This is a genomic window from Mesorhizobium sp. WSM4837 (genome assembly GCF_055811435.1).
Map to the genome: position 1 here is coordinate 14,271 of NZ_JBVVQE010000027.1, position 24,641 is coordinate 38,911.

Here is a 24,641-nt window from a genome sequence, read left to right on the forward strand (position 1 = left end):
ACTACCGCGCCGCACGTCCCGTCGGGCGCGCAACGGACGCTGTAGCGGTTTGATTTTGCGCCGAAATCGATTTCGATTCTCGCGGTCATGCGCGAAGCTTTGCACCGCGCCGGCCGATCGCGGATGAGTGCCAGAACGGCGACGAGGGCTGTCGGACTGCCGGCCCCTATCACGCAGGCCGGCTTCAGTACTCGCGTTCGTAGAAAATGCCACCCTTGGCTTCGCCGGCATCGGTGGCTTCGCCGCGCAATTTGACGCCGCGGCCGACGTCGAGATCGATCGCCGCCTTGCCCGAACCCGGCTTGTCGCCCTTCTGGATCGTCACATAGGTGCGGTCGTTGAGATATTTGCCGGCCGAGACCGCGGTGCCGCCCTCCTCGTCGGTGACGACGTCGAGATCGTCGACGCCGATGGCGCTGCGCAGGTTCTGGAGCAGCGAGGTCGAGCCGCCGATGCCGGCCAGTTGCGCGGCGGCTTCGGCAAGCTGGGCGATCTGCAGCGGCGACAGGTTCGACATCGAGCGGCCGAAAATCAGTTGCGCCAGGACCTCGTCCTCTGGCAATGCCGGCACCGACGAGAAGTTGAATTTCGGATTGGTCGCCTCGCCCGACACCACGATGGTGACGGTGGTGCTGCTCGTCGTCGATGTCGCCGTGAGATTGAGATAGGGCACCAGCGACCCCGAAAAGCCGACCGTGCCTTCGGTGAAGGTCAGCCGCTTGGCCAGGATCGACAGCCGACCGCGCTGCAAGTCAAAGGTGCCGACCGCTTGCGGCGACGATGCCGGGCCGGTCAGCCGCAGCGAACCGCCAAGCTCGGCATCGACGCCCCTGCCCTGGATGAAGATCTGGCTGGGCGCGTTGACCGTGACATCGAGGTTGAGGCCGCCACCACCGCTGCTGCTGCTCGCCGTCGCCGGACGCAACGCCTTGTCTTGCGCGCGCACGGCGGCCGGTGCGTTCTTGTGCCTGATGTTGAGCGCCGCCAGCGAGCCCGGCAACTTTTCGGGAACGGTGATGACGGTCTTGGCCAGGTTGATCGTACCCGAGATCAACGGCGCCGATGCGAGTGGCCCCTTGATGGTCAGGTCGCCGCCGAGATTGGCGGTGACCACCCTGCCGTCGGTGTAGCGACCGTCGACGAGCTTGACCGACAGGTCGGCCGGAAAGCCTTGCGCCGGATTGATGCCGACCGTGCCGCTGGCCGACAGGCTGCCGCGCGTCGACAAATTGCCGGTCAGGCGGTTGATCCTGGCGACGCCATCGCCGATCGCCACATCGGCGGTGATGTCGTTGATTGCAAGTCCCGAGCGTGCATCGATCAGGCGGGCACCTGACGTGCGGACCGTGCCTGTGATCACCGGCGCCGTCGCCGGGCCGCGCACCTTCAGATTGACGTCGGCAGTGCCGCTCAACGACAGGCCTTGTGCGGCCAGTGTCCGGGTCAGGAAGGCGAACGGCACCTTGCCGGAAAAGTCGAGATCAAGCGTCGGCGTGCCTGATGTCGTCATCGTGCCGCCGCCCTTGAGGCCGAGACCGGCGGCATCGCTCATGTTGGCCTCGAAGGTCAGTCGGTTGCCGGAAAACGTGCCGGAGGACGAAACGCCCATGCCGCCGAAACCGGCGCCGCGGGTCTGCGACGTCTGGACGCCTGCGGCGTCGACCTTGAAGGCGACGGCCGGATTGGCCGGCGCGCCCGTCACCTTCACCGTGCCCGAGATCGTGCCGGCGGCATCGAGGCCGGGCGAGAAACTGTTGGCGAGCGACATCGGCACCCGCGCCAGCGTCGCGTTGAGATTGAGCGCCTCCCCGACCTTGCCCGAAACCGTCGCCGTGCCGCCGCCGAGGTTGAGTGCGAGCCTGTCCAGGCTGGTGGTGCCGTTGGCGATGGTGATGGTCGAGGTCTGGGCGATCGCCGCCTTGATGCCGCGCATCGTCGCCTGGCCGGAGGCGAGCTCAACCGTCGTCGTGCCATTGGCGACCCTGACGCGGCCGGCCGCCTTGGCCGGAATGTCCTTGACGGTGGCGCCGCCGGAAAAGCCGGTCCAGTCGCCGTCACGGGTGAGATCGACATCGATGCCGCGAATGACGGTGTCGCCGGAGGTGACGCTGTCGGCCCGGATTTTTCCGGAGATCACCGGTGCCGCGAGATAGTTGCCGATCGATGCATCGATGGTCACCGTCTTCGCCGAAACATCACCGCGTGTAATCGACGCCGTCGAAGCCTTGACGGTGACGCCAGGCGCATTGCCGGTCTTCGAGAACACGATCGTGCCGCGCACGTCGCCTTCCGCCTTTTCCAGCGCAAGCGCTGCCAGCGGTCCGATGTCAGGTAGGTCGAGCGCCACGGTGCCTTCAGGCACGAACGCCTCGTCAAGCGCCAGGTCGCCTGATATCCGGTTCTTGCCGAGCGACAGCAAAAGCCCGTCGATGGCGCGCTTGCCGTTTGACGTCGCCAGCACGGCGCTGCCTTGCAGGGGCTGGCCCGCGACGTTTCCGGTCAGTTGGACATTGGCCGCCGGGTTGGCGGCATCGGCCTTGCCGGTGGCGGTGAGGCTCAACCCGGTGATCTCGCGTTCGGCAACCGAAAGCCGCTCGCTGTTGACCGTCAGCGACAGGTCGGGCGCGGTGCTGGCGCCTTGCGCGTTCAGCGCAAAGGTGATGGCGCCGTTGGCGTCCCCTGACAGAAGCGAGATGTCGGCCAGCGCGCCTTTGATGTCGACGGTGAGCTTGTTGTCGGCAAGGCTGGCCTGCCCGTCGGCGGTCAGCGCGCCGGATACCAGCCTGATCGCATCGGCGGTGACATTGCCATTGGCGTCGCGCTTCAGCGCGGCACTGAGTTCCGTCCGCTGCGCGAGCACGCCGCGCGCTGCCGCCGGCAGCGCCGCGGAAACGGCGTCGGTCTTGAGGTTGAGGTCGATGGCGCCGTCGGCCAGCGAGATCCTTCCATTGAAGCCGCTGTCCAGTACCTCGCTCGTTACCGAGCCGCTGTCGATGACGATGGTATCGGTAGCGAGATCGCCGGCGACCTTGGCAGTAATCTTTCCGGCGAGCAGCGGCGCGATGGTCGGATTGTCCAGGCCGATTTTGTCCGCCGTCACCGTGCCGGAGATCGGCCCTGTTCGGCCCTTCAGATCGAAGGCGTCGGAATGGAGCGCAAGCGCGATGCCTTCGGCCTTGGCGAGGTTGGTGGCGACCGACGGCAGTGTCGCGGAGATATTCAGCGTCGATTGCGTGCCCTGCCCCGCGACCTCCACCGACAGCGCCTGCAACTCGAGCTTGATCGGGCTCTCGGTGCTGCCAAGCGCCAGCGGCAGGCTCGGGCCGGTCGAGGCCAGGTCGAGCGAAAAATCGCTGGCGCCGTTCGGATTGATGGTGCCGGCAGCCTTGCCGGAAATCTTGTCCCCGGCAAGCGTCGCGTTGTCGATGGCGACGCCGCCGGCGGAGGAGAAGCTGCCTGCGGCATCGAGGTTGAGCTGCCCAAGCCCCGCCTGGCGGGTCTGGCTGGTCTCGGCGCCGTTGAGCTGCGCATTGAAACGAATGTCAGGGGCTGCCGACGGTCCCGTCACATGCGCCGTTCCACCGAGTGTGCCCGCGGCGTCGAGGCCGGGTGAAAAATCATTGGCCAGGGCGGCCGGCAGCCCGGAAAACTCTGCCGCGAGATCGAGCGTCTGGCCGGCGGTGCCGGACACTGTCACCGATCCGCCGCCGACATCGAGCATCAGCTTCTCGATGCTGGCCGCGCCATTGGCGATGCTCAGGGTCGACGGCTGCGCGATCGCCGCCTTGATGCCGCGAATGGTCGCTTCGCCGGAAGCGATTTCGACGCTTGTCGTGCCGTCCGCGATCCTCACCCTGCCTTCGGCCCTGGCCGGAATTCCGGCAACGGTGGCGCCGCCGGAAAACCCGGTCCAGTCGCCGTCGCGCTTCAAATCGACATCGATGCCGCTGATCACGGTGCCGCCGGAGGTGACGCTGTCGGCACGGATTTTACCGGAGATCGCCGGTGCGGCGACATAGTTGGCAATCAGCGCATCGATGGTGACCGTCTTTGCCGAAAGATCGCCGCGCGAAATTGAATCTGTGGTCGCCTTGATGGCGACATGAGGCGCATTGCCGGTCTTCGAGAAGACGATCGTGCCACGCACGTCGCCGTCAGCTTTTTCCAGCGCCAGGGCTGCGAGCGGACTGATATCGGGTAGATCCAGCGCAACCGTGCCGAGCGGCAGGAATCGATCGTCGAGAGCAAGGTCGCCGGAAACTTTGTTGTCGCCCAGTGACAGGCTTAGTCCGTTTATGGACCGCTTTCCCTGGCGCGTTACCAGCGACGCCTTGAAATCGAGTGGCTCGTCATTGACGGATCCGGTGAGCGAGATATCGGCCGCCGGGCTGGCGATGTTGCCCTTCCCCGTCGCGGTGAGCTTTAGCCCGGTGATTTCTCGCGCCGCCACCGAAAGCCGGTCGCTGTTGACCGTCAGCGACAGGTCGGGCGCGGTGTTGGCGCCTTGCGCGTTCAGCGCGAAGGTGATGGCGCCCTTGGCATCCCCGGACAGAAGCGAGATGTCGGCGAGCGCGCCCTTGACGTCGGCGCTGACCTTGTTGTCGGCGAGGCTGGCCTGCCCGTCGGCGCTGAATGCACCTGATACCAGCCTGATGGCGTTGGCGATAACATTGCCGTTGGCGTCGCGCTTCAGTGCCGCGCTGAGCTGCGTCCGCTCGGCGAGCACGCCGCGCACTGCCGCCGGCAGTGCCGCGGAAGCCGCAACCGCCCTGAGGTTGAGATCGATGGCGCCATCGGCCAGGGAGACCCTTCCATTAAAGCCGCTGTCCAGTACCTCGCTCGTTACCGAGCCGCTGTCGATGACGATGGTATCGGTAGCGAGATCGCCGGCGACCTTGGCAGTAATCTTTCCGGCGAGCAGCGGCGCGATGGTCGGATTGTCCAGGCCGATTTTGTCCGCCGTCACCGTGCCGGAGATCGGCCCTGTTCGGCCCTTCAGATCGAAGGCGTCGGAATGGAGCGCAAGCGCGATGCCTTCGGCCTTGGCGAGGTTGGTGGCGACCGACGGCAGTGTCGCGGAGATATTCAGCGTCGATTGCGTGCCCTGCCCCGCGACCTCCACCGACAGCGCCTGCAACTCGAGCTTGATCGGGCTCTCGGTGCTGCCAAGCGCCAGCGGCAGGCTCGGGCCGGTCGAGGCCAGGTCGAGCGAAAAATCGCTGGCGCCGTTCGGATTGATGGTGCCGGCTGCCTTGCCGGAAATCTTGTCTCCGGCAAGCGTCGCGTTGTCGATGGCGACGCCGCCGGCGGAGGAGAAGCTGCCTGCCGCATCGAGGTTGAGCTGCCCAAGCCCCGCCTGGCGGGTCTGGCTGGTCTCGGCGTCGTTGAGCTGCGCATCGAAACGAATGTCAGGGGCTGCCGACGGTCCCGTCACATGCGCCGTTCCACCGAGCGTGCCTACGGCGTCGAGGCCGGGTGAAAAATCATTGGCCAGGGCGGCCGGCAGCCGGGAAAACTCTGCCGCAAGGTCGAGCGTCTGGCCGGCGGTGCCGGATACGGTCACCGATCCGCCGCCGACATCGAGCATCAGCTTCTCGATGCTGGCGTTGCCATTGGCGATGCTCAGGGTCGACGGCTGCGCGATCGCCGCCTTGATGCCGCGAATGGTCGCTTCGCCGGAAGCGATTTCGACGCTTGTCGTGCCGTCGGCGATCTTCACCCTGCCTTCGGCCCTGGCCGGAATGCCGGCGACGGTGGCGCCGCCGGAAAACCCGGTCCAGTCGCCGTCGCGCTTCAAATCGACACCGATGCCGCTGATCACGGTGGCGCCTGATGTGACCGTGTCGGCCTTGATCGTGCCGGAGATCGCCGGCGCATTGAGAAAGTTGGCGACCAGCGCCTTGACGGCGATGGTCTTCGCCGCCAGATCGCCGCGGGAAATAGACCCGCTCGTCATATCGATGACTACCGTCGGCGCGCCACCATCATTCGAGAGGCGGATGCTGCCCTGCACGTCGCCGGCCGCCGTCTGCCCGGCAAGCGCGGCCAGCGGGCCGATATCGGGCGCTTCGAGGGTCAGCGTGCCGAGCGGCAGCAAGCTGTCGTCGAGCACGAGATCGCCCGAGACCTTGTTGTCGGCCAGCGACAGGCTAAGCCCGTTGAGGGAACGCGTTCCGTCACGCGTCACCAAAGATGCCCTGAGATCGAGCGGCTGGTCGTCGACGAACCCTGTCAGTGCGACATCGGCAGCGGGATTGACGATGTCGGCCTTGCCCGTCGCTGTCAGCTTGATCGTCTTGACCGTCCGGCCCGACGCGGTCAGGCTGTCGCTGTCGGCCGAGACCGAGAAATCCGGCGCCGAGCGCGCGCCGCTCGCCGTCAGCGCGAAATTGACGGCCCCGCCGACCGGTACGCCAACCATCGGCGACAGCACCGAGACATCGCCGAGCGTGCCCCTGATGTCGGCCTGGATGTCGGTGCCCGTCGCGCTGGCGGTGCCGCTGGCGCTGAGCGAGCCCGAATTGAGTCGCAGCGCATTGGCGGCAAACAAGCCTTGCGGGTCGCGGGTCGCGGTCGCCGAGAATGTCACACGCTCGCCGAGAACCGGGCGGATCTGCGGCGGCAGCGCAGTCGAGACGGCATCGGCATTCATCTTGAGCGTCATCGCCAGATCGGCCAGCGTCACCTTGGATGTCACCGAGGCATTGAGCGCATCGCTGCGCAGCGTGCCTTGATCGACGACGATCTCGTCCTTGCTGACCGACCCGGCGAGGTCGGCGGTGACCCTGCCGGTCACCAGCGGCGCCAGCGTCGCCACGTCGGTGTTCAGGCCGCCGGCGATAAGCTTGATGGTGACCGGTCCGCTGCGGTCCTGGATGTCAAAGCCGTCGGAATGGATTTCGGCCACCAGATCGTCCACCCGCGTGCCGCCCGCCACCACCGAGACCAGGGACGCGCCGATGTCGATTATCGGCGCCTTGCCGCCGCCGAACGCGCGAGCCGTGGCGCCGGTGATCGCGACCGTCACCGGCTGCGCCGCGGCGCCGAGGCTGAGCACGATTGGTGGACCCTTGGCGGCGAGTTCCACCGAAAGGTCGCTGGCGCCGTTGGGGTCGATGATGCCCGCGGCGGTGCCATGCACGGCATCGCTGTCGATGCTGGCGCGCTCGACCTCGACGCCGCCCGTCACGATCGCGGTTCCGGCGAGGTCGAAGCTGGTCTTGCCGGCAAACAAGGATTTCAGATTGTCGGGCAAGAAGCGCTGGAAGTCGCCGTCGCCCTTGGCCTCGACATAGTTGCCCTTGTCGGTGAGCTGGTGGCGACCTGTGAGCTGGGTGACGATCTGGCCGTCGACGACGAAGGTACCGATGCCGCTCCAATTGGCGACCGGCCCGGTGCCGGTGACGACGATGTTGACCGGCGGCGCATCCGGCAATTTGAGCAGATTGGCGATGATGCCGCCGGCCGGCTCCGACGCCTTCAGATCGAGGTCCAGCTTGTTGTCGGCGGGCGCGAAATGGATGTTGGCGTCGAGCTTGCCTTGCTTGCCGTCGCGGCGGGTGATGTTGAGGCTGGTTGCGAGCGCCAATGGCGCCGCATCGGCCTTGAACGATCCCTTGGCGGCGAGCTCGGCGATACCGCTGCCGACCAGCGCCTGCCCGAGCGCGATTTCCGGCAGGTCGATCTGCTTGATGTCGAGCGACACCGGCAGCGTGGTGGCGCCACCTTGGCTCGGCTGCGTGCCGGCCGCCGGCAGCCGCGCCAGTTCGATGCGATCGGCGCCGATGCGGCCGGCGCTGAAGTTTTTCGACAGAAGCGCCAGCGGCGACCAGTCGACGGCCACCTTGCGCGCCACCAGCCAGGCGCCCTGGCGATCCTCCAGGACCACATGGTCGACCGTCAGCGCGCCGGACCAGATGCCGTCGATGCCGCTGACCGTGACCTTCTGGTCATCGGTCGACGCCACGGTCGAGATGATGCCGGCGAGATTGGCGCGGCCGCGCTCGGTCTTGGTCAGCACGACGAGCGCACCGACCACCGCCGCCACCAGGACGAGCAGCGTGTAAAGGGCAATGCGAAGGATGCGCTTGAACATTGTCATCAAAACGCCTGGCCGATACCGGCATAGATGCCGAAATCCGGGTCGTCGGGATCCGGGTTGAGCGGCACCGCCGCATCGATGCGCAACGGTCCGAACGGCGTAATATAGCGCAAGCCGACGCCGGCGCCGACCTTCATGCCGGAAAAATCCGGGAATTGATCGGTCGAGACGGTGCCGGCATCGACGAACGGCACGACGCCGATCGTGTCGTTGATGGCGATGCGCATCTCGAACGAGGTCTCGAAGAAGGACAGCCCGCCGATCGGCTCTCCGTCGGCGTCCTTCGGACCGATGCCCTGATAGGCATAACCGCGGACCGAGCCGCCGCCGCCGGAATAGAAGCGCCGGTCGGCCGGAACATCCTGAAGGCCGGCGCCGATGATCGAGCCGATGACGACGCGTTCGGCCAGGACGAACTTCGAGGCCGCGTCGAGCGACTGATAGGCCGATCCTTCGCCCCTAAGCTTGACGAAGGCGGCACCGTTCAAAATGTCGTAGCTCGGCTCGGCATAGGCCAGCGCCCTGAATCCGGTCGTCGGGTTGAGCCGGTTGTCGCGGTTGTCGTAGACATAGCGCAGCGGAATGCTGGCGATCAGAAAAGTGTGCTTGCCGAAGGAATCGGTGATCTTCGAATAGTCGAGCGCGACTTCCGCCGAAACCGTCTGCTGCCGGTCGAGGTCATACGACAGGCCGGTGTTGCCCTTGACCGAGAAACGGTCGTAGGCGTCGGGATGCTCCAGCACGGTGTTGGCGCCGGCGAAGAATTTAGACGCCGGCCCGACCACGCCCGGCTTTTCGAACATGATGCCGGCATTGTAGTTGAGCTCGGTCAGTTCGTTGCTGCCGATGCCGCTGATTTCACCCTCGATGCGCAGTTTTTCGGCACGGCCGAACAGATTGCGGTGACCCCAATAGCCTTCGAGGCCGAGCCCCTCGGTGTTGGAGAAGGTGCCGCCAAGGCCGAAATAGCGCGGCTTGCGCTCGCTCACTTCGACGCCGATCGGGATGTTGCCATCGGCGTCGAGACCGTCGGCCTCCTTCAGCGTCACGCTGTTGAAGACTTCCAGCCCGAGCAGCCGGTCGCGCGCCTCGTCGACCTCTTCCGGCGAATATTGGCGGCCGCGCTTCAGGCCGGTCATGTATTCGGTGAAATCGCGGTCGACCTTTTCGGTGCCTTCGACCGTGGTGTCGCCATAGCCGGCAACCGGCCCGGCGGCCACGGTCAGCGCCACGTCGAGCGTCGAGGTGGCGTGATCGGCAACGATCTCGCGGGCGGTCACCTTGGCCAGCGGCCTGCCGTCCTCCTTGAGCGCCCGCACGATCGACGCCTCGGCCTTGAGCACGGCACCGGAACCGGCATCGCCGCCGGCGATCAGGCCGAAATCGGCGCCCGACAGCCCCGCCGCATCGCCCTCCAGCCTGATGTCGCCAAGCGTGAACTTCGGCCCGGCCGCAATGTTGATCACCACCGGAATCGGCTGCGGACCCGAGAATTCGGCGTCCGGCGGCAAATCGTCGAGCGGCTTGCCTTCGATGGTAATGGTGACGACGCCCTCGTAGCGGGCGTCCGCATAAAGGGCGGCGACAAGCTGATCGCGGTCGGCACGCGCCTTGGCCAGCAGGCCGAGCGAACCGGAGACCGGACGTTCTTCGTCGTCCTTCAGCGCCGAGGCGTTTTCGAGCTTTTCGGCGAGATCCTCGTCGGCGTCGGGCGCCTCGATGGTCACCGCATAGCGCAGCGGATCGACGATGTCGGCATCTTCATCCTCCGACGATCCCCACAGCTTGATGCCGAAGATCTCGAAAGCGGCCGCATTTCCGCTCGCGCCAATCAGTGCAGTCGAGCATAGCAAGGCGGAAAGCAAGGCGAGCGAAAACACGCGCCGTGGCGCGGTTCCTCCCGACATCTGCCTTTCATACGCCGACATTACAACTCTACACTAGCGGCCAAAGCTAAAATTGGAATGAAGTTCTGAATTGCTCGTAAACGGGCCACAATCCAAATGCCACAATCCAACTGTCTGAAATGGACAGGGCTTGGAATTCACACCTTCTGCGTCGCCGCAAGAAAGCGTGATCCCTGTCCTGTGGAGGTACTACCGGTCATCGGCCGGAAAGGAAACCGTTGGCAGGCGGGAACCTGCCGCGTCCTTGTGTTGACAAGCTGGACCGAAGCTTGAACATGTCTGGGCGTAACGTGGACGTAACGTAAGCAGTGTCCGGAGGGGTGTCATGGCAATGCGCGCGGCTCGTGGTCTGTCGATTCTTTTTCTTCTCTTTTTCGCTTGGGGCAGTGTCGCGCAAGCGGCCGAAGCGCGCCGGGTGGTGACATCGGACAATTCCGATTATTTCGGCTTCGATCTCAGATCCGACCAGAACGTCAGCCTCGATCAGTGCACGACGACATGTCTCGGCGATCCCGCCTGCCGCGCCTTCACCTACAACCCCAAGGCCAAATGGTGTTTTCTCAAATCCGATTATAACACGCTGAAGCCCTTCAAGGGCGCCGTCGCCGGCAAGGTCGTCAACGTCGAAGGCGACCCCGACATCGGCGCGCCGCCGGCGCTCGCCTTCTTCCCCGCCTGGATGGCCGACCAGGCCCAGCAATACCGCAACAGGCTCACCGGCCCGGCCTACACCAAGCCCACCGAAGGACTGACGGCGCTGCGGGAGGCGGCAAGGCAAGCGTCGCAGACCGGCGACCACCGCTTGGCCGTTCAAAAATACGAGGCTTTGGTTTCGGTATTGCCCGACGATGGCCAACTCTGGCTTGAACTGGCGCGGGAAACACTTGCCGTGCAGCCGACCGCCAACAGCGCCGAGGCGTCGACCCTGCCGGCGAACGCCACCTCCGCCGGCTTCAACGCCTACAAATTGCTGCGCACCACAACAACCCGTGCCGAAGCGCTGGCACTGCTTGGCGACGGGCTCGATCGCCGCGACCTCGCTCGGCCGGCCCTGCAGGCCTACGAAGCGAGCCTCGCGCTGGTCAGTTCGCCCTGGGTCACGGCCGCCTACCACGACCTCAAGGCGCGCAAGGGCTTCCGCGTCGTCGATCACACGGTCGACGCCGACACCAGCGCGCCACGCATCTGCGCGCAATTTTCCGAAGACCTGGTCAAGACCGGCGTCGACTACGCGCAATTCGTCACTGTCGACAACGCCGCCCCCAAGGGCGTCGAGGCCAAGGACAAGCAGATCTGCGTCGAGGGGCTCGAGCACGGCCAGCATTACGACGTGACCTTCCGTCCCGGCCTGCCGGCCGCCATCGGCGAGGTGATCTCCACCCCTGTGGTGCTGTCGATCTATGTGCAGGACCGCGCCCCGTCCGCCCGTTTCACCGGCGACAGCTTCGTGCTGCCGGCCGGCGCCCGCCGAGGCATCCCGGTCGTCACCGTCAACATGAGCGCCGCCGAAATGAAGCTTTTTCGCATCGGCGATCGCTCGCTGACCCAGCTTCTGTCCGGCTACCAGTTCCTGCGCCAGCTTGACGGCTACGACATCTCCAACATTTCCGATCAGATGGGCGAGCCGGTTTGGCAGGGCCAGCTCGACATCGCCAACGACCTGAACAAGGAAGTCACCACCTCCTTCCCGGTCGACGAGGCGCTGCCGCAGCGCAAGCCCGGCGTCTATGTGCTGACCGCGCAACCGGTCGACGAGAACGACGACGACTATGATTCGCGCGCCACGCAATGGTTCGTCGTCTCCGATATCGGCCTGTCGACCTATACCGGGCAGGACGGGCTGAACGTCTTTGCCCGTTCGCTCGCAACCGCCAAGCCGATATCAGGTGCTGAACTGACGCTGCTGGCCAGGAACAACGAGATCCTCGGCACCGCGACCACGGACGGTGAAGGCCGCGCCGTCTTCAACCCCGGACTGACGCGCGGCGACGGCGGCATGGTGCCGGCCGTGCTGACAGCCAGGCAGGGTGACAGCGACTTCGTCTTCCTCGACATGGGCCGCGCCGGCTTCGATCTTTCCGATCGCGGCGTCACCGGGCGTCCGGCGCCGGGCGCGCTCGACGTCTATGCCTGGACCGAACGCGGCATCTACCGCGCCGGCGAGGACGTCCATGTCGCAGCACTTGCCCGCGACAGCGCCGCCAAGGCGGTCGAGAACCTGCCGCTGACCTTCATCTTCACCCGTCCCGACGGCGTCGAGAACCGCCGCATCATCAGCGACGGCGCATCGGCCGGCGGCCATGCCGTCGACCTGCCGCTCGAAGCCAACGCCATGCGCGGCACCTGGACGGTGGCGATCCACACCGACCCCAAGCAGGCGGCGGTCGCCAGCCAGATGTTTTTGGTCGAGGATTTCGTGCCGGATCGCATCGAGTTCGACCTGTCCTCCGACAAGCAGGAGATCGCGCAGGGCGAAACCGCTAACGTTACCGTCGACGGCCGCTTCCTTTATGGCGCGCCGGCCGCCGGGCTGGCGCTCGAAGGCGAACTGACGCTGTCGACCACCCGCGCCTGGGACCGCTTCAAGGGCTATTCCTTCGGCCTCGCCGACGAGCAGTCGGCGGAACCGTCAGTCACCCCGTTCACCGGCCTGCCGGTGGTCGGCGACGACGGCAAGGCGACCTTCCCGGTTTCCGTCGACCAGTTGCCCTCGACCACCAGGCTGGTCGACGCCAAGGTTACGGTCAGGATGCGCGAGACCGGCGGCCGCGCCGTCGAACGCTCGCTCAACTTCGCCATCCGGCCGCAGGGCCAGATGATCGGCATCCGCCCGGATTTCGACGGCGACGAGGTGCCGCAAGGCGGCACGGCGAAGTTCGGCCTGATTGCCGTCGACCCCGACGGCAAGCGCGAGGCGCTCCAAGGCGCGCAATGGTCGCTGGTCAAGGTCGAACGCAATTACCAATGGTACCGCTCCAGCAGTTCCTGGAATTATGAGCCGGTGACCTTCACCAAGTCGGTGGCCAGCGGCCAGGTCGACATGACCGCCGACGGCGAGGCCACCGTCTCGCTGCCGGTCGACTGGGGCCGCTACCGGCTCGAGATCGAGACGTCTGACCCGGAGGGCCCGGCGACCAGCTACGAGTTCGACGCCGGCTGGTATGTCAGCTCCACCACCACCGAAACGCCCGACGGCCTCGAAATCGCCCTCGACAAGGACAGCTATGCGGCCGGCGAAGTGGCCAAGCTCAAAGTGTCGCCGCATTTTGCCGGCGAGCTGCTCGTCACCATCGGCGCCGACAAGCTCTTGAAGACCGTCACCGCCAGCGTGCCGGCCGGCGGCAGCACCATCGACATCCCGGTCGGCGACGACTGGGGCGCCGGCGCCTATGTCACGGCAACGCTGTTCAGGCCGGGTGATGCGCAGGAAACCCGCATGCCGGCGCGCGCCATCGGCGTCAAATGGCTGAAGGTCGATCCGGGCTCCAAGAAGCTCGCCGTCAGCCTGACGCCGCCGGACAAGACCATGCCGCGCCAGCAGCTGTCGATCCCGGTTTCGGTGGCCGGCGTGCGGCGGGGCGCCAACGCCTATGTCATGGTCGCGGCCGTCGATGTCGGCATTCTCAACCTGACCAACTACAAGGTGCCGGATCCGGAGACCTGGTTCTTCGGCCAGCGCATGCTCGGCCTTGAAGTACGCGACCTCTACGGCCGCCTGATCGACGGCTCGCTGGGCACGACTGGCAAGCTGCGCAGTGGCGGCGACGGCGCCAACATCCAGTCGCAAGGCAGCCCGCCGACCGAAAAGCTGGTCGCCTTCTTCTCCGGTCCGGTCCAGCTCGACGCCGACGGCAAGGCGCGGGTCGACTTCGACATCCCACAGTTCAACGGCACCGTGCGCGTCATGGCCGTCGCCTGGACCGAGGACGGGGTCGGTCACGCCCAGTCCGACGTGATCGTGCGCGATCCGGTGGTGATCACAGCCGGCCTGCCGCGCTTCCTGGCGCCCGGCGATTCGGCGTTCATGCGGCTCGACGTCACCGACGCCGACGGTCCGGAGGGCGACTATGCGCTGTCGATCGACACGTCAGGCGATCTTTCGACCGGCAGTGCCGCCCTGCCCGAAAAGCTGACACTGGCCAAGGGCAAGCGGCAGACGCTGACCGTGCCGTTGATCGCTGAGGCGCCGGGGAACGCTTCGATCACCATCAAGCTCGCCCATGCCGACGGCACCGCTGTCGAGCAGACGCTCTATGTCCCGGTGCGCCCGGCGCAATTGCCGGTGACCACCCGCATGGTGGTCGACCTCAAGGGCAATGGCGGCTCGCTGCGCGTCGACAAGGAGCTCTTGGCGGCAAGCCTGCTCGACGGTGCTTCGGTCAGCGTCGGCGTTTCACAGGCGGCGGCCTTCGACGTGCCCTCGCTGCTGATGACGCTCGACCGCTACCCCTATGGCTGCGCCGAGCAGACCACCAGCCGCGCCATGCCGCTGCTCTATGTCAACGAGATGGCGTCGGGCATCGGCCTGGCCAGCGACACCGACCTGCACGGCCGCATCCAGGACGCCATCTACAAGGTGCTGAGCTATCAGGCCTCGGCCGGCAGCTTCGGCCTGTGGGGCCCGGGCTCCGGCGATTTGTGGCTCGACGCCTATGTCACCGACTTCCTGACCCGGGCGCGCGAGCAGAAATACGACGTGCCGGCGCTGGCGATGAACCAGGCGCTGAGCAATCTGCAAAACGCGATCGGCTATGACCAGGACGTCAAGGATCGCGGCAGCGAGATCGCGTATGCGCTCTATGTGCTGGCCCGCAACAAGAAGGCCTCGATCGGCGATCTGCGCTACTACGCCGACACCCAGCTCGAAGCCTTTACCAGCCCGATGGCCGTCGCCCAATTGGCGGCGGGCCTGGCGCTCTATGGCGACACGCAGCGCTCGGAAGCCACCTTCCAGGCCGCCCTGCAACTGGCCAATTCGACCTCGGCATACGACTACTACAGGTCCGATTATGGCTCGCCGCTGCGTGACGGCGCAGCGATGCTGGCGCTTGCCGCCGAATCCAAGCCGGTGCCGACGATCGTGCCGGCGCTGATCAAGCGGGTGACGCAGGAACGCGCCGCCGTCAGATGGACCAGCACGCAGGACGAGTCCTGGATGCTGCTGGCGGCGCGTGCCCTGAAGGCCGGCAATGATGCGATCGCGCTGACCATCAATGGCGCGCCGCATGCCGGCGCCTATTCGGACCAGATCGCCGGCAGCGACATTGCCGACAGTCCGCTGACCGTCGCCAACACCGGCAGCAACCCGTTGCAGGCGGTCGTCACCACGGTGGCCTCGCCGATCCAGCCGCTGCCGGCCAGCGGCGACGGCTTCACCATCGGCCGCACCTACTACAAGCTCGACGGCACCGAAGCCAATGTCACGCAGGCGACCCAGAACGAACGCTATGTCGTCGTGCTCAGTATCTACGAGCAGAACAAATGGCCGTCGCGGCTGGTGATCACCGATCTGCTGCCGGCCGGCTTCGAGATCGATAATCCGGGCCTGGTTTCCAGCGCCCAATTGTCGAATTTTTCCTGGCTGGCCCAGACCGACGCCGCCCATCTCGAATTCCGCGACGACCGTTTCGTCGCCGCTTTCAATCCGAACGACGGCGACGGCGACCGCAACATCACGCTCGCCTATGTCGTGCGTGCGGTGACGCCGGGCACCTATGCCCATCCGGCGGCTACCGTCGAAGACATGTACCGGCCGCAATATTCGGCCCGCACCGCGACCGGCATGATGGAGGTCAGGGCGCCGTAAGGCAAAGATGGCGAACCATGGCGATGGCGCTGCCCCTCATTGCCCTGCCGGGCATTTCTCCCCGTATAGTGGCGGGGAGAAAGAGGCCTGCGCCGAAATTTTCGCCAAACTCGAACGCTGCTGAAAAGCCGCTGTGGGCCGTGACAGCCCCCTTCTCCCCGTCACTATACGGGGAGAAGGTGCCGGCAGGCGGATGAGGGGCAGCGCCGTGCTCTCCAAAAAATTCCTGCGCCGTTCAGCCATCGCCGCCGCCTCCCTCTCCGGCTTCGCAGCAATCGCCGCCGCCACCCTTTGGCAGCTCGACCGCGCCTTACCGCCGCCGCTGCCGGCGGCGCTGACGGTATCGACCGAAGTCCAGGACCGCGACGGCCAACTGTTGCGGGCCTTCGCCACGCCGGACGGCTATTGGCGGCTCGCCACCCGCCTCGACCAGGTCGACAGACATTTCGTCGACATGCTGGTGACTTACGAGGACAAGCGCTTCTGGGATCATGAAGGCGTCGACGTGCTGGCGCTGGCCCGCGCCGCCGGCCAGTTCGCGACCAATGGCCGTATCGTCTCCGGCGGCTCGACGCTGTCGATGCAGCTCGCCCGGCTGACCGAACCGCGCGACAGCCGCAGCCTCGGCTCCAAGCTCAAGCAGCTGCTGCGCGCCCTGCAGATCGAGCGGCGGCTCACCAAGCGCGAGATCCTCGAACGCTATCTGACGCTGGCGCCCTATGGCGGCAATCTCGAAGGCGTGCGCGCCGCCTCGCTGGCCTATTTCGGCAAGGAGCCGAAGCGGCTGACCGTTTCGGAGGCGGCGCTGCTCGTCGCGCTGCCGCAACTGCCGGAAAAGCGCCGGCCCGACCGCAACCTCGCAATCGCCCACGCCGCCCGCGACCGGGTGCTGACGCGAATGGTCGCATCAGGCCTGCTCGGCGAGCGCGAGGCCGCACGTGCCGCGCTCGACGATGTTCCCGCCAGCCGCCGCCCGCTGCCGGCGCTTGCCGCCCATGCCGCTTATACAGTGCTGCCCCGGGCCGTCGCAGGCCAGAAGCTGCGGCTGACGATCCGCAAGAGTGTCCAGGAAGGACTGGAACAGGTGGCCAGGGATGCCGCCGCCAGACTCGGCCCTCGCCTGTCCGTCGCCATGGTGCTGGCCGACGCCCGCACCGGCGACATCCTCGGCGAAGTCGGCTCCGCCGACTATTTCGACGCCAGCCGCTCTGGTTGGATCGATATGACCAGGATCGTCCGCTCGCCCGGTTCAACGCTGAAACCGTTCATCTACGGGCTCGCCTTCGAGCAGGGATTGGTGGCGCAGGAAACGCTGATCGATGACAGGCCGACGGATTTCTCCGGCTATCGGCCGAAGAATTTCGACATGGGCTATCAGGGCGACGTCAGCATCAGGCAGGCGCTGCAGCTGTCGCTCAACGTGCCGGCGATCAGTGTGCTCGACGCGGTCGGGCCGGCGCGGCTGCTCGCGCGCTTCCGGCAGGCCGGCGTCACGCCGATCCTGCCCGTCAACAAGGCGCCGGGTCTCGCCATCGGCCTTGGCGGCGTCGGCTTGACGCTGCGCGACCTCGTCCAGCTCTATGCCGGGCTCGCCAATGGCGGCAAGGCACACACGCTGCATGACGGCACCGAGCCGGCGAATGCCGAGCGCTCGACCGCTACCATCCTCGACGATCAGGCGAACTGGCAGATCACCGACATATTGTCGGGCGTCAAGCCGCCTGAGGGCGCCGCCCAGCGCGGCATCGCCTACAAGACCGGCACCTCCTACGGCTACCGCGATGCCTGGTCGGTCGGCTTCGACGGGCGCTATGTGCTGGGCGTCTGGGTTGGCCGCCCCGACGCCGGCGCGGTGCCCGGCCTGTCCGGCTATGTCTCGGCCGCACCGATCCTGTTCGAGGGCTTTGTCCGCTCCGGCCTGGCTGCCGTGCCGCTGCCAGGCCAGCTGGCCGGCGTCACCAGACCCAGGCGCGACGATCTGCCGGTGACATTGGCGCGCTTCGGTTCTGGCGCCGACGGCCTGGTCCAGGCGACGCCGACCGAGCCCGCGCCGACGATCATCTTTCCGCCCGACGGCGCCCACGTCGATCTCGCCGCTACCACCGCCGACGCCACGCCACTGGTGCTGAAGCTGCAAGGCGGCCGCGCCCCGTTCCGCTGGCTGGCCAATGGCAAGCCGCTGGTCGGCATCGACCGGCGGCGCACCGCGACCTGGCAGCCGGACGGCGCCGGCTATTCGACCCTGACCGTGATCGACGCGGCCGGGCGCGCGGCCAGCGTGAAAGTGTTCGTTGAATAGAATGCGCCAAGCGATTCAGGGAATTGGCTTTCCATTAGGTCGGCGAGTAAGCAGGACACGCTCGACTCCTCAGGCCACTGCCGAGGCGCGACCTGTCTCTAGATAGATTGCTTCATGTGCCCGGATTCGGCACTGCAGCGTTGCGAGGAATGAATTTCTTCGTGATGCCGAAAGCCGGCGAAAAATTGCTTCATAAGGCCAAAAAAAACAACATTGATTGCATCTAATTTCTACCAATTCAGTAGATTGAGGTGATCTCAACGGAGGCGGAAATGACCAATCCTCATTTCACGAAACTGCTAGGCGCACTGGTCGCCACATCTGTCCAGTTCGGCACGCTCGGTTTCGCGTTCGCCGATACCACCATCCTCAATGTGTCGTATGACCCGACGCGTGAGCTTTACAAGCGATTCGACGAAGCGTTCGCCGCCCACTGGCAGGCCGAGACCGGCGAGACGGTAACCGTCCAGCAATCGCATGGCGGGTCGGGCGCACAGGCCCGTGCCGTGATCGACGGCCTCGACGCCGACGTGGTGACGCTGGCGCTAGAAGGCGACATCAACGCCATCGTCGAGAAATCGAAGAAGATCAATCCCAACTGGCGGACCAAATTCGAGAACAATTCGGCGCCCTACACCTCGACCATCATCTTCCTCGTCCGCGAGGGCAATCCGAAAGGCATCCAGGACTGGGGCGATCTGGTCAAGGACGACGTCCAGGTGATCACGCCCAACCCCAAGACTTCGGGCGGCGCACGCTGGAACTATCTCGCCGCCTGGGCCTATGCCAACGCCAAGGATGGCGGCGACGAGGCCAAGACAAAGGAATTCGTCGGCAATCTGTACTCTCATGTTCCGGTGCTCGACACCGGTGCGCGCGGCGCAACCGTGACCTTCGCGCAAAAAGGCCTCGGCGACGTGCTGCTGGCCTGGGAAAACGAGGCCTATCTGGCGCTCGACGAATTCGGCGCCGACAATTTCGATATCGTCTACCCGCCGACCTCGATCCTGGCCGAGCCGCCGGTCGCCGTGGTCGACGCCAATGTCGATGCCAAGGGCACGCGAAAAGTCGCCGAAGCCTATCTGAGCTACCTCTACTCCAACGAAGGCCAGACGCTGATCGCCAAGAACCACTATCGCCCGTCGAAGCCGGATTTGGTACCGCCCGAGGACCTCGCCAGACTGCCTGAGATCAAGCTGATCACCATCGACGATCCGCTTTTTGGTGGTTGGAAGAAAGCACAGCCTTACCATTTCGGCGACGGTGGTATATTCGACCAGATCTACAAGCCGGCCCAGTAGACCCAGTTAGCTAGACTCTAGATCAGGACGACATGACCACAGCACCCGCCAAGGCGGGGTGGCGGTTCAGACAGCCGAGCGTCATTCCGGGTTTCGGATTGACGCTCGGCTTCTCGCTTGCCTACCTCACGCTCATCATCCTCATTCCCCTGTCAGGGCTGATCTGGCGATCGGCCGCGCTTGGCTGGGCCGATTTCTGGGCGATCGCCACCGACCGCCGCACCATCAACGCGCTTGAAATCAGCTTTGGCACCGCCTTCATTGCCGCCATGGTCAATGTCGTCTTCGGCACCATCGTTGCCTGGGTGCTGGTGCGCTACAGCTTCCCTGGCCGCCGCATCGTCGATGCCATGGTCGACCTGCCCTTCGCCTTGCCGACAGCGGTCGCCGGCATCGCGCTGACCACGCTCTACGCGCCGAACGGCTGGCTTGGCAGCCTGCTGGCGCCGCTCGGCATCAAGGTCGCCTATACGCCGCTCGGCATCGTCATCGCGCTGATCTTCATCGGGCTGCCCTTTGTCGTGCGCACCGTCCAGCCGATCATGGAGGAGATCGACAAGGAGGTCGAGGAAGTGGCCGCCACGCTCGGCGCCAATCGCTTCCAGACCATCGCCCGGGTTCTGCTTCCGGGCCTGGCGCCGGCCATCGTCACCGGTTTCGCGCTTGCTTTCGCGCGCGGCGTCGGCGAGTACGGCTCCGTCATCTTCATCGCCGGCAACCTGCCCTACAAATCCGAGATCGCGCCGCTTCTGATCGTCATCCGGCTGGAGGAATACAATTATGCGGCGGCGACCGCGATCGCGGCGATCATGCTCGCTTTGTCGTTCGTGATGCTGCTGGTCATCAATCTGGTGCAGACGTGGAGCCGCAAGCGCTATGGCTGATCCGGAGATCAAATCCTACGCACCGCACCACGAAAGCCAGTCGGCGGCAGTGACCGAAAGCCGCCCGGCCAAGGCCGTGCTGATGATCGTGACCTTTGCCTTCCTCGGCATTTTCCTGCTGTTGCCGCTGATCGTCGTCTTCAACGAGGCTTTCGCAAAGGGTCTCGGTGCTTATACCGAGGCGCTGACCAACCCCGACACGCGCTCGGCGATCCACCTGACGCTGCTGGTGGCGGCGATCTCGGTGCCGCTCAACATCGTCTTCGGCGTCTCCGCCGCCTGGGCGATCGCCAAGTTCGAGTTCAAGGGCAAGGCCTTCCTGACCACGCTCATCGACCTGCCGTTTTCGGTTTCGCCGGTCATTTCCGGCCTGGTCTATGTGCTGTTGTTCGGCGCGCAAGGCCTGTTCGGTGCCTGGCTGAAGGCGCATGGCATCGTCATCCTGTTTGCCGTGCCGGGCATCGTGCTGGCCACCATCTTCGTCACCTTCCCGTTCGTCGCCCGCGAACTGATCCCCTTGATGCAGGAGCAGGGCAATGGCGACGAGGAGGCGGCGCTGTCGCTCGGCGCCAATGGCTGGCAGGCGTTCTGGTACGTGACGCTGCCCAACGTCAAATGGGGGCTGCTCTACGGCGTCTTGTTGTGCAATGCGCGCGCCATGGGCGAGTTCGGCGCGGTCTCCGTCGTGTCGGGCCACATACGCGGACTGACCAACACCATGCCGCTGCATGTCGAAATCCTCTATAACGAATACAATGCCGCAGCCGCCTTCGCCGTTGCTTCACTGCTTGCGGGCCTGGCGCTGGTCACGCTGGTCTTGAAAACACTTCTCGAGATGCGCTACGGCGCCGAGCTCGCCGCGACGCGCGGACACTGAAAAAAGGGACGGTTGATGGAAGTTCGCGTTGCCAACGTGCGCAAGGAGTTTGAGCGGTTTCCGGCGCTCCACGACGTTTCGCTCGACATCAAGTCCGGCGAACTGATCGCGCTGCTCGGGCCATCCGGCTCCGGCAAGACGACGCTGCTCAGGCTGATCGCCGGGCTGGAGCGGCCGACGAAAGGCAAGATCCTCTTTGGCGAGGAGGATGCGTCGCAAAAGTCGATCCAGCAGCGCAATGTCGGCTTCGTTTTCCAGCATTATGCGCTGTTTCGCCATATGACGGTCGCCGACAATATCGGCTTCGGCCTAAAAGTTCGGCACGGGCCGTCACGGCCGTCGGCGCAGGAAATCCGCCGCCGTGCCTCAGAGCTTCTCGACCTCGTCCAGCTTTCCGGCTTGGAAAAGCGATATCCGGCGCAGCTTTCGGGCGGCCAGCGCCAGCGCGTGGCGCTGGCCCGCGCGATGGCGATCGAACCGGCCGTGCTTTTGCTGGACGAGCCGTTCGGCGCGCTCGACGCCCAGGTCCGCCGCGAATTGCGCCGCTGGCTGCGCGACATCCACGACGCCACCGGCCACACCACGGTCTTTGTCACCCATGACCAGGAAGAAGCGCTCGAGCTTGCCGACCGCGTCGTGGTGATGAGCCAGGGCAGCATCGAGCAGGTCGGCACCGCCGACGAAATCTACGACACGCCGAATTCGCCCTTTGTCTACGGCTTCATCGGTGAATCGAGCGCGCTTCCGGTCAAGGTCGAGGACGGCCAGGTCTGGATCGCCGATCGCCCGATCGGGCTGTCGGCGCCGCAGGCGCCGCGGGGCGAAGCAACGCTGTTCTTCCGCCCGCACGATGTCGACCTGGTGGACGAATGCAATGGCTGCATCGCCGGCACGGTCGCCGCCAGCCGCCGCGTCGCCGGCACCAGACGGGTGGAGCTCGAAATCGGCGGCGAGCGCCAGCGGGTCGAGATCGAGCTGCCGGTCGACCATCCGGCGGCGCAGAAGAGCCGAGTAGCGTTCAGGCCGCGGCGCTGGAAGCTTTTTCCGGCTGCTTGATCCCCTTCCGGCGCTACTCAGCCAGTTCTCGACCTTCAGGCCCTTGATCCGGTTGAACTCTCCCATGTTGGCGGTTACCAGGGTGGTGTCCAGCGCGTAGGCGTGGGCAGCAATAAAAAGGTCGTTTTGGCCAATAGTGGCTCTGCCCGCCGGGTTTCGGATCATGTCGCTGACAAGTTGGTGTCCAGCATGGACAGGCATATCGTCGGTTCCGGGGAAGTCGTCCTCGGGACCGAGTGGTGGCTCTTGCGCCCATTGCGCGAGCCGCGCCGAGAGGCCAGGTTTGCGGACCGGCTCGATGACCAGGCGGTCGCCTTCACGGCTGATCAAGACCTTTTCGCCGGGGAGCTCGAACTCGACAGGAATGCGCACCGCCTGGCTGCGATTGTTGCGAAACAGCTTCGCCTCTTTCGGCGGAGTCTTGGAATGGCGGTCGCTGGGGCATAGCGATGGCTCCTTTGTTTATACTATTTGTAAAATGCCAGGCAGTGTCGCGATGCAATCGTTTTGCCAACGCATGGGGACCGCTGCCCAGGTGCCTCGCAAGACTCCGGGTGAAAGAAAATCCTAGCAACGGCTTGGAATGGGAACATTTTTCTCGCGATGGCGTGGTGAAGCCGCTCTGCGTGTCTCGTCGCCCACCATGCCTTGCCGCTATGGTTCGGCAATAAGCGCACTGCATCGGAGTCCTGTTTTCATGAAGCGATTTTTGCTTGGCGTCGCCACATTGGCCGGCCTGTTCCTCGCATCCTCCCAAGCCTGGTCGGCCGACAAATTGCTGAACGCGTCCTATGATGTCGGCCGCGAACTGTTTGCGCAGATCAACAAGGCCTTCGTCGCAGAGCACCCCGGTGTGACCGTCGACCAGTCGCATGCCGGGACGTCGGCGCAGGCGCGTGCCATCGCCGAAGGCCTCGGCGCCGATGTCGTCACCTTCAACCAGGTCCTCGACATCGACTTCCTGGTCTCGAAGGGGCTTATCTCCGCCGACTGGCAGAAGGACTTCCCCGACAACGCCTCGCCTTTCTATTCGCTGCCGTCCTTTTTGGTGCGCGCCGGCAACCCGAAGAACATCAAGGATTGGAACGATCTCGTGCGCGACGACGTCCAGGTGATCTTCCCCAACCCGAAAACGTCGGGCAATGCGCGCTACACCTATCTCGCGGCCACCGCCTACGCCAAGGAGGCCTTCAAGGGCGACGACGCCAAGGTCAAGGAATTCGTCACCAAGCTGTTCAACAACGTGCCGATCTTCGACTCTGGCGGGCGCGCCGCCACCACCACCTTCGTGCAGCGAGAGATCGGCGACGTGCTGATCACCTTCGAGTCGGAAACGCGCGGCGTCCGCAGGGAGTATGGCGATGACAAGTTCGAGCAGGTGACGCCCTCGGTCAGCCTGCTGGCGGAGTTTCCGGTGGCGATCGTCGACACGGTCGCCGACGAGCATGGCACGCGTGACCTCGCCAAGACCTATCTCGACTTCCTCTACACGCCGCAGGGCCAGGACATCGCCGCCCGCAACGGCCTGCGGGCTCGCGACGCGGCGGTCGCCGCCAAATACAAGGCCGAGTTTCCCGATGTCCGGCTGCTGACGGTCGAAGATGTCTTCGGCGGCTGGGCCAAGGTCCAGGCCGAGCACTTTGCTGCCGGCGGACTGCTCGACCAGACCTATGGCAGCCGCTGAGCCAAGCGATCTTCGAAATTGATTGAAAGCCGGCTTTGCCGGCTTTCTTCGTTTTTCGCGCTCCGGACAGGTGATTTCCCGCAGGTTCCCAGCGCGCCGTCCAAAACGTCACGAACAATCAACGTGTTTGTGCCTACTGTGCCCTCGGACGGCTTGTTTCGCGAAACTGCATCGCGCGACAAAACGTCATGATTTGCACACAAACAACCGCCAGATGCGGGCGGTTGGGGTTTTCATGAACTGAATCGGCATGCTTACCAAAAAAGGCAAATACGGCCTCAAGGCCCTCGTGCATCTGTCAGGCTTGCCGGTCGGCCAGTTGGCGTTCGTCAACGACATTGCCGTCGCCAACAATATCCCGAAGAAATTCCTGGATGCCATTCTGGGCGAATTGCGCAATGCCGGCTTCGTCCAGAGCCGCAAGGGCAAGGAAGGCGGCTATCGCCTCGCCCGCCCGGCCTCCGAGATCAAGATCGGCCATGTCGTGCGCGTCCTCGACGGGCCGCTGGCGCCGATCCCTTGCGCCAGCCGTACCCAATATCAGCGCTGCGATGATTGCGACGAGGCGACATGCCAGGTCCGGAACATGATGCTGGAGGTGCGCCATGCGATCGCCGAGGTGCTGGACAATCGCAGCCTCGCCGCCATGCGCGACGCCGACAATGACGATTTTCCAGTCGAACTGACGTCACAGATCTGATCTGGCGTCTTGAAGCAATATCCGCG

Annotated in this window: 10 protein-coding genes and 2 pseudogenes; 8 read left to right on the top strand and 4 right to left on the bottom strand. The window is 65.2% G+C overall.

Going from position 1 to position 24,641, the window contains the following annotated elements:
* Positions 1-184: 184 nt before the first annotated feature.
* Positions 185-8,101 (bottom strand): translocation/assembly module TamB domain-containing protein, encoded by a 7,917-nt coding sequence (locus AC0L3D_RS17440; RefSeq protein WP_473630044.1) that lies wholly within the window; start codon positions 8,099-8,101, stop codon positions 185-187.
* On the bottom strand, positions 8,101-10,029 hold the full coding sequence (locus tag AC0L3D_RS17445) for an autotransporter assembly complex protein TamA (RefSeq protein WP_287300786.1): 1,929 nt from the start codon (positions 10,027-10,029) through the stop codon (positions 8,101-8,103). Before AC0L3D_RS17445 ends, AC0L3D_RS17440 begins: the two co-directional genes overlap by 1 nt.
* Before the next feature lie 304 nt (positions 10,030-10,333).
* Here AC0L3D_RS17445 and AC0L3D_RS17450 point away from each other — a divergent pair, with 304 nt between their 5' ends.
* The 6 genes from AC0L3D_RS17450 to AC0L3D_RS17475 all read left to right on the top strand — a co-directional run bounded on the left by AC0L3D_RS17450 (position 10,334) and on the right by AC0L3D_RS17475 (position 22,231).
* The gene (locus AC0L3D_RS17450) at positions 10,334-15,814 is read left to right on the top strand and encodes an alpha-2-macroglobulin family protein (RefSeq protein WP_473630043.1); all 5,481 of its coding nucleotides are present in this window, start codon (positions 10,334-10,336) and stop codon (positions 15,812-15,814) included.
* A gap of 193 nt (positions 15,815-16,007) precedes the next feature.
* On the top strand, positions 16,008-18,113 hold the full coding sequence (gene pbpC / locus AC0L3D_RS17455; RefSeq protein ID WP_473645186.1) for a penicillin-binding protein 1C: 2,106 nt from the start codon (positions 16,008-16,010) through the stop codon (positions 18,111-18,113).
* Positions 18,114-18,385: 272 nt separating this feature from the next.
* On the top strand, positions 18,386-19,414 hold the full coding sequence (locus AC0L3D_RS17460; protein ID WP_473630041.1) for a sulfate ABC transporter substrate-binding protein: 1,029 nt from the start codon (positions 18,386-18,388) through the stop codon (positions 19,412-19,414).
* A 32-nt stretch (positions 19,415-19,446) separates the two neighbouring features.
* Positions 19,447-20,298: a sulfate ABC transporter permease subunit CysT gene (gene cysT / locus AC0L3D_RS17465; RefSeq protein ID WP_095493088.1), complete on the top strand. Its 852-nt coding sequence runs from the start codon at positions 19,447-19,449 to the stop codon at positions 20,296-20,298.
* Entirely contained in the window at positions 20,291-21,175 is an 885-nt protein-coding gene (gene cysW / locus AC0L3D_RS17470; protein ID WP_287291429.1) for a sulfate ABC transporter permease subunit CysW, read from the top strand. The genes cysT and cysW overlap by 8 nt, the downstream gene beginning before the upstream one ends.
* 15 nt (positions 21,176-21,190) lie before the next feature.
* Positions 21,191-22,231, top strand: coding sequence for a sulfate/molybdate ABC transporter ATP-binding protein (locus AC0L3D_RS17475; RefSeq protein ID WP_473630040.1), 1,041 nt, complete (start codon positions 21,191-21,193; stop codon positions 22,229-22,231).
* An 18-nt stretch (positions 22,232-22,249) separates the two neighbouring features.
* Here AC0L3D_RS17475 and AC0L3D_RS17480 read toward each other — a convergent pair.
* Positions 22,250-22,369, bottom strand: a pseudogene (locus AC0L3D_RS17480) (type II toxin-antitoxin system VapC family toxin); the annotation flags it as partial.
* 57 nt (positions 22,370-22,426) lie between these two features.
* A pseudogene (locus AC0L3D_RS17485) lies at positions 22,427-22,630 on the bottom strand (antitoxin); the annotation flags it as partial.
* A 298-nt stretch (positions 22,631-22,928) separates the two neighbouring features.
* On the opposite strand from AC0L3D_RS17485, the gene AC0L3D_RS17490 reads away from it, so the two are divergent.
* Both AC0L3D_RS17490 and AC0L3D_RS17495 read left to right on the top strand, forming a co-directional pair.
* Positions 22,929-23,915 carry a sulfate ABC transporter substrate-binding protein gene (locus AC0L3D_RS17490; protein WP_473536053.1) on the top strand — a complete coding sequence of 329 codons (987 nt, stop codon included), beginning with the start codon at positions 22,929-22,931 and terminating at the stop codon, positions 23,913-23,915.
* 250 nt (positions 23,916-24,165) lie between these two features.
* Complete coding sequence (locus AC0L3D_RS17495) at positions 24,166-24,615, top strand: RrF2 family transcriptional regulator (RefSeq protein ID WP_027154320.1); 450 nt, start codon at positions 24,166-24,168, stop codon at positions 24,613-24,615.
* Positions 24,616-24,641 lie beyond the last annotated feature (26 nt).

Excerpts from the sequence above, each read along its gene's own strand:
- AC0L3D_RS17450 (WP_473630043.1), top strand. The coding sequence starts at position 10,334 with ATGGCAATGCGCGCGGCTCGTGGTCTGTCGATTCTTTTTCTTCTCTTT.
- cysW (WP_287291429.1), top strand. The coding sequence starts at position 20,291 with ATGGCTGATCCGGAGATCAAATCCTACGCACCGCACCACGAAAGCCAG.
- AC0L3D_RS17475 (WP_473630040.1), top strand. The coding sequence starts at position 21,191 with ATGGAAGTTCGCGTTGCCAACGTGCGCAAGGAGTTTGAGCGGTTTCCG.
- AC0L3D_RS17460 (WP_473630041.1), top strand. The coding sequence starts at position 18,386 with ATGACCAATCCTCATTTCACGAAACTGCTAGGCGCACTGGTCGCCACA.
- AC0L3D_RS17440 (WP_473630044.1), bottom strand. The coding sequence starts at position 8,101 with ATGACAATGTTCAAGCGCATCCTTCGCATTGCCCTTTACACGCTGCTC.
- AC0L3D_RS17490 (WP_473536053.1), top strand. The coding sequence starts at position 22,929 with ATGAAGCGATTTTTGCTTGGCGTCGCCACATTGGCCGGCCTGTTCCTC.
- AC0L3D_RS17495 (WP_027154320.1), top strand. The coding sequence starts at position 24,166 with ATGCTTACCAAAAAAGGCAAATACGGCCTCAAGGCCCTCGTGCATCTG.
- pbpC (WP_473645186.1), top strand. The coding sequence starts at position 16,008 with ATGAGGGGCAGCGCCGTGCTCTCCAAAAAATTCCTGCGCCGTTCAGCC.
- cysT (WP_095493088.1), top strand. The coding sequence starts at position 19,447 with ATGACCACAGCACCCGCCAAGGCGGGGTGGCGGTTCAGACAGCCGAGC.
- AC0L3D_RS17445 (WP_287300786.1), bottom strand. The coding sequence starts at position 10,029 with ATGTCGGCGTATGAAAGGCAGATGTCGGGAGGAACCGCGCCACGGCGC.